At 73.5% G+C, this 6000-nt stretch carries 3 protein-coding genes; 2 read left to right on the top strand and 1 reads right to left on the bottom strand.

The window, feature by feature from the left end:
- Positions 1-122: 122 nt before the first annotated feature.
- Positions 123-2171: a protease pro-enzyme activation domain-containing protein gene (locus ACFV1L_RS01495; protein WP_380361907.1), complete on the bottom strand. Its 2049-nt coding sequence runs from the start codon at positions 2169-2171 to the stop codon at positions 123-125.
- Positions 2172-2572: 401 nt separating this feature from the next.
- Between ACFV1L_RS01495 and ACFV1L_RS01490 the strand changes: the two genes are divergently transcribed.
- On the top strand, positions 2573-3823 hold the full coding sequence (locus ACFV1L_RS01490; protein ID WP_380361905.1) for an amidohydrolase: 1251 nt from the start codon (positions 2573-2575) through the stop codon (positions 3821-3823).
- A gap of 91 nt (positions 3824-3914) precedes the next feature.
- Positions 3915-5762, top strand: a complete 1848-nt coding sequence (locus tag ACFV1L_RS01485) for a glycosyl hydrolase family 28-related protein (RefSeq protein ID WP_380361904.1) — start codon at positions 3915-3917, stop codon at positions 5760-5762.
- Positions 5763-6000: the final 238 nt, after the last annotated feature.

Below are 6000 nucleotides of genomic sequence, written 5' to 3'. Positions count from 1 at the left end.
CGGGGGGGCGCGGGGTGGGCCGCCCCTCCCCGGGGTAGTCCGGTCTCCCCCCCGGGGGCGCGCTCAGCGGCAATGGGGGGGGCGCTACACCCCCCCCCCACCCCTCGACTGCTGTGCGACCGCTACTTCTTGAGGGCGAAGGACTTGAAGAAGCCCTTGCCCGGGGAGCCCAGGCCGGTGGCCGTGTCGTAGCCGCTCGCGGCCGACAGGCCGTAGTCGGCGCCGATCTTGTAGAGGCGGACGCGCAGGGTGTTGTTGACGACGCCCAGGTCGACGACGTTGCCGCGCTTGGTCCTGACGGCGTTGTCGTCCACGTCGTGGAACGCGTTGGTGGAGGCCCGGTCGTACAGCGCCGGGTTGGCGAAGCCGAGGGCGCGGCCGCCGCGGGTCTCGATGGCGTTGGCGAACATCGCCGCGGTCTCCGGGGCGGAGACCGAGGTGCCGCCGTAGCCGCCCTCGCTGTAGGCGCCGCCGGAGGTGAAGCCGACCAGGGTGGCGGCGACCAGGTCACCGCTCATCGCGATGTCGGGGGTGGCGCGCAGCGGGGTGCTGGACTTGGTGCCGTCGGCAGCGGTCTTGCTGATGCTGTCCGGGACGACGCCGTGCTGGTACCACGGCTGGGCGAAGTCCTTGGAGACACCGCCGCCGCCGCCGAAGTAGAAGTTGCCCGGCATCGGGCTCCAGGACTTCTGGTCGGCGGAGAGCACCGAGCGGCGGTCGCCCATGGAGACCTCGTGGGCGTACTTGCCCTCCTTGTCGCCCAGTTCGAGGGCGGTGCCGCCGACCGAGGTGACCCACGGGGAGGCGGACGGCCAGTCGGCCTGCGCCTGGTTGGTGTCGGCCTGGCAGTTGACGCCGGTGGCCGCCGCGCCCGGGGAGCTGTCGCCGCAGTCGCCGGAGGAGAACGTGAAGCCGATGCCGCTGACGGCGCCCAGCTGGAAGACCTGGTTGTCGGCGGCGACCACGGCGGGGTCGATGTCGCCGCCGGTGCCGTGCATGATCTCGCCCCACGAGTTGGAGACCACGTCGGCGAGGTGCTCGTCCACGACCTTGGCCATGGCGTCGTACAGGTCCTCGTCGTAGCAGGAGTTGCCGCCGACGTAGACGACGTCGGCGTCCGGCGCGAGGCCGTGCACCATCTCGACGTCGAGCGCCTCCTCGCCGGCCCAGCCGGCGGGGCCGCCGCACTCGTCCTGGTGGGTCCACTTGTCCGGGGTGACGTACTCGGTGTACTGGCCCGGCTTGAACGGCTGGTCGCCGTGCAGGGTGGAGAAGTGGTTGGCGTCCTGCTCCATGGTGGACAGGCCGTAGGCGTCGATGATGGCGACGCGGGCGCCCTTGCCGCCGACCTTGGCGTCGGTGACGCCGTAGGCCTTGCGGAGCTGGGACGGCTGGTAGGAGCAGGGGGCGAACGGCTCGTTCTTCTCGTAGCCCTCGGGGGCGCCCTTGGCGATCTTCGAGCCGTAGCCGTCCTCGGAACAGGTCGGGACGGTCGGCAGGGTCGCCGGGTCCTTCTTGTCCGGGCCGGCCAGCTTGGCGTTCGCGCTCTTCTCGGCCTCGCGGACCGAGGTGGCGGACGAGCTGTTCCGGTGGATCGCGTCGGCCAGGCCGGAGACGGCCAGCACGGCGTCGGAGACGGAGGCCGGGACCTTCGCGTCGGCGGTCGGCGCCCGGTGGGTGCCGTCCGCGGTGCGGTAGTTGTGGAAGCCGGTGCCGAACGCCTTGGACATCGCGGCGGTGGAGCCGGCGACCTGGACGTAGTGGGCGTTGCTGGCGGAGACGGTGAGGCCCGCGCCGGCCAGCCAGTCGGTGACGGCCTTGACCTGCTCCGGGGTGGCGCCGAACTTCGCCTGGACCTGAGCGGGCGTCAGGTACTGGCCGTAGGCGGCCGAGTGGGGGTCGGAGACGGCCTGGGCGAGGGCGGCGAGGCCGCTCGCGTCGCGTCCGGCCAGGTAGATCCGGGCGGTCGCCGGGGCGGCGGCGTCGGCCGCGCCCGCGTCGGCCTGCGGGGTGGCCCAGTCCGGGTGGGTGCCCGGCAGGGCGCGGGCGGTGTCGCCCGCGGGGGTGGCGGCGGAGGCCGGAACGGCCGCGCCGAGGGTGGTGAGGATCAGTGCGGCCGCGACGCCGGCCGGAGCGATGCTCTTGGCGAGCCGATTGCGCGATATGGGCACGTCGGTCCCCCCTTCTCGGTTCGATGGAGCGTCAGCAGCCCCTCGTGAGGGCGTGACGAGGCGCGCCGCAGGCGGTTGGCACCCCACCGCGGCACCGGAGTTGACTGTGCGGTAGCTGTCTATTCGGACTGATGTGCGCCACTCAAGAGCGCGCCCGAAAGCTTTACCGCGCCATGACCCGATCGGGGGGAAGGGTTGGGCCGGGGCGGGCGGCGGGTCCCGGGCGGGGCGATCGCCGTGTCCGGCGGCCGGTGCAGGTCGTTGCACACGAAGGAGCTCGAACACAGGGGCGGGCCGAATCGACGAGTCATACCCACCCTGGGGGCCGGTATGCATCCAAACGGTGAGAACTTCGCCGGAAGGCAGGCCAAAAGCCCACCACCGGCCTACTCTTGTCAAGCGTGAACGATCCTCAGCCCGCATCCGCTGCCACCGTCACCGCCGTCCGCCCGCTGCCCGGCCTCCGGGCCCGAGTGGCGGCCCACCAGGCCGAGTTGGTCGACCTGCGACGTGACCTCCACCGGCATCCGGAGCTAGGCCGGCAGGAGTTCCGCACCACCCGGCTGCTCCGCGAGCGACTGCTGGCCGCCGGGCTGGAGCCGCGGGTGCTCCCGGGCGGCACCGGCCTGCTGGTGGACCTGGTGCCGCCCGGCACCGCCCCCGGAACCCCGCTGCTGGCGTTCCGCGCCGACATCGACGCACTGCCGATCGACGACGCGAAGCAGGACGTCCCGTACCGCTCCACGCTGCCCGGCCGGGCGCACGCCTGCGGGCACGACGTGCACACCGCGGTGGTGCTCGGCACCGGCCTGGTGCTGGCCGAGGCGCTGGCCGCGGGGGAGCTGACCCGCCCGGTCCGGCTGATCTTCCAGCCTGCGGAGGAGATGATGCCGGGCGGCGCGCTGGACGTGATCGCGGCCGGCGGGATGGAGGGGGTCGGCCGGATCTTCGCGGTGCACTGCGACCCCAAGGTGCAGGTCGGCCGGATCGGCCTGAAGACCGGGGCGATCACCTCGGCCTGCGACAAGGTGATGATCGGCGTCGACGGCCCGGGCGGGCACACCGCCCGTCCGCACCTGACCACCGACCTGGTCACCGCGGTCGCCAAGCTCGCCGCCGAGGCGCCGGCCGGGCTGGCCCGGCGGATGGACCCGCGCTGGGGCGTGTCCCTGGTGTGGGGGCGGATCGCGGCCGGCTCCGCGCCGAACGTGATCCCCCAGCACGCCGAGCTGGAGGGCACCGTCCGCTGCCTGGAGCTGGCGGGCTGGCGGCAGGCCCCGGAGGTGCTGGAGGAACTGGTCGCGCACCTCGCCGAGACGCACCGCGCCAAGTGGACGCTGGACTACCACCGCGGCGTCCCGCCGGTGGTCAACGAGGCCGACTCCATCGACCAGTTGGAGACGGCGATGAACGCCCGGTTCGCCGACGGCCACGGCCCGGTGGTCGAGCCGACCGAGCAGAGCCTGGGCGGCGAGGACTTCTCCTGGTACCTGGAGCACGCCCCCGGCGCGCTCGCCCGCCTCGGCGTGCGCGGCCCGGACGAGAAGGGCGTCCGGGACCTCCACCAGGGCGACTTCGACGCGGACGAGCGGGCCATCGCGATCGGCGTCGAACTGTTCGCCTCGCTGGCCCTGGAGCACGCCCGGACCTGATCCGGCGTCAGCGGTCGGGCGCCCTTCCCCGGGCGGTTGTTCCGTGGTCGAATCGGCCGCGCGAACGATCACCAGGGAGGGGACCCGAACCGTGCACAGCACCCGCCGCAGACTCCTGCTCGCCGCCGGGGCCGCCGGCGCCACCGCCGCCGCGGGCCTGGCCGCCGCACCCGGCGCGGCCGCCGCCGACCCGGCGGCGCCGCCCGTCGACCGGTTCGACGTCAAGCAGTACGGCGCCGTCGGCGACGGCAACACCGACGACTGGAACGCGATCACCGCGGCGATCGCCGCCTGCCCGCCCGGCGGCGTCGTGTACTTCCCGGCCGGGCAGTACGTGGTCGGGAAGACCCTGGCCGTGCCCGGCCACATCACGCTGGCCGGCACGCTCGGCAGCCGCTGGTGGGGCTACCTGCCGAAGAACGCCAGTGGCGGCCCGGTGCCGCCGGTGTTCATCAAGGCCAAGTGGGGCGCGTTCACCGGCTCCACGCTGATCCGGCTGGACGGCAACGGCGCCCGGCTGCGGAACCTGGTGCTCAGCTCGGCCCGCACCACCGACAACTCCACCGGCGGCGGCACCGTCGACGGCCTGACCGCCAAGGGCCCGGTCAAGGCCGTCCGGCTGGACAACGTCGGGATCTTCAACTTCCACGGCTACGCGGTGCACACCGACTCCACCGCGGACGGCTTCCCCGGCGGCTGGGAGGTCTCGCACGTCTGCCTGGAGGCCAACAAGTTCGGCGGCTGGCGCTCCGAGAACACCGGCGGGGCGGCGTTCGCCTTCGCCGACTCCCTGCTGGACTCCTGCGAGGCCGCCGCCAACGGCGGCGACGGCTGGTCCTTCGCCGGCATCGGCGCCACCGGCTTCACCGGCGTCCGGGCCACCTGGAACGAGGGCAACGGCTTCCACGTCACCGGCAAGTGCGGGACGGTCGGCTTCACCGAGTGCCAGACCGACCGCAACCGCCTCAACGGCTGGCTGGTCGAGAGCCCGCAGAACGATCCGACGCACGCGCCCGCCCCGCACGTCATCACCCTGACCGGCTGCCAGGCCAGCCGCGACGGCCGCAACGACAACGCCAACCCGGGCGGCTACGCGGGCTTCCGGATCACCGCCCCGGCCGGCGGCGCCCCCGCCCTCCCGGTCGCGCTGACCGGCTGCGCCACCCACGTCTCCGGCGACGACGCGCCCGGCGGACTGCTCGCCCCCGACTACGGCGTGTACGCCGACCGCGCGCTGCGGGTGCTGCTCACCGGCTGCGTGCTCACCGGCACGGTGGCCAGCGTGCGCGACGACGCGGGCGCGGTGGTCGACACCGGCACCACCATGCACAACCGGACCACCGGCGCCGGCGTCAGCTACAACGTGCCGTCGCCGGCGATCACCCCGGTCGGCAACGCGCCGCAGCCCGCGGACTTCGGCTTCGGCACCTGGTCCTTCGACCCGGCCACGGCCACCGACCTGAGCAGCCGGACGACCTCCGGCAACGTCTACCTGGTGCGGGTGGAGACGCACCAGCCGGTCACCGTCTCGGCGGTCTCGGTGCTGCTGGCGGGGACCGGCAGCGGGTTCACCGCCGGCAACCAGGCCGGGGTGTACGACCGCACCGGCAGGCTGCTGGCCCGCACCGCCGCGGACCAGGCGCCGGCGTGGTCGAGCGGGGTGAACGAGCTGTGCCGGATGCCGCTGTCCGGGCCGGTCACCCTGGGCCCCGGCTTCCACTGGGTGGCGCTGCTGGCCAACGCCGCCGACCCGCCGTCCTTCGCCCGGGGTTCGACGTTCCCCAACCCGGGCGCGTTCCTGAACGCCGGGCTCGCCCCGGCCGCCTACCGGGTCGCCTCGCTGAAGGACCCCGCCGCCTCGCTGCCGTCCTCCTTCGACCCGGCGCAGAACCGGAACACCGACGGCACGGTGCAGATGTTCTGGGTCGGGCTGAGCTGAACCCGGCGCTTCCCCGCCCGGTCCGGAGCCGTGCCGGGGGGTCGGCGCGGCTCCTTCTCGGGGCCCGGCGGGGAGGCGTACCGTGGTGGACCGATACCAGCCAGTAGCGGAACGGGAGTTGAACAAGTGTGCGGCTATGTCCGGATTTGCCCGGGCGTACGACCACATTTTGATAACAACACCCAGGCCCGTGCAGGCCGTAACACAACCGTGTTCTACGCGCGTTACGGTGGCGCTC

Origin of the sequence: Kitasatospora sp. NPDC059646 (assembly GCF_042734615.1) — a bacterium.
Taxonomy (GTDB): Bacteria; Actinomycetota; Actinomycetes; order Streptomycetales; family Streptomycetaceae; genus Kitasatospora.
This window is presented reverse-complemented; position numbering and strand designations above follow the sequence as displayed.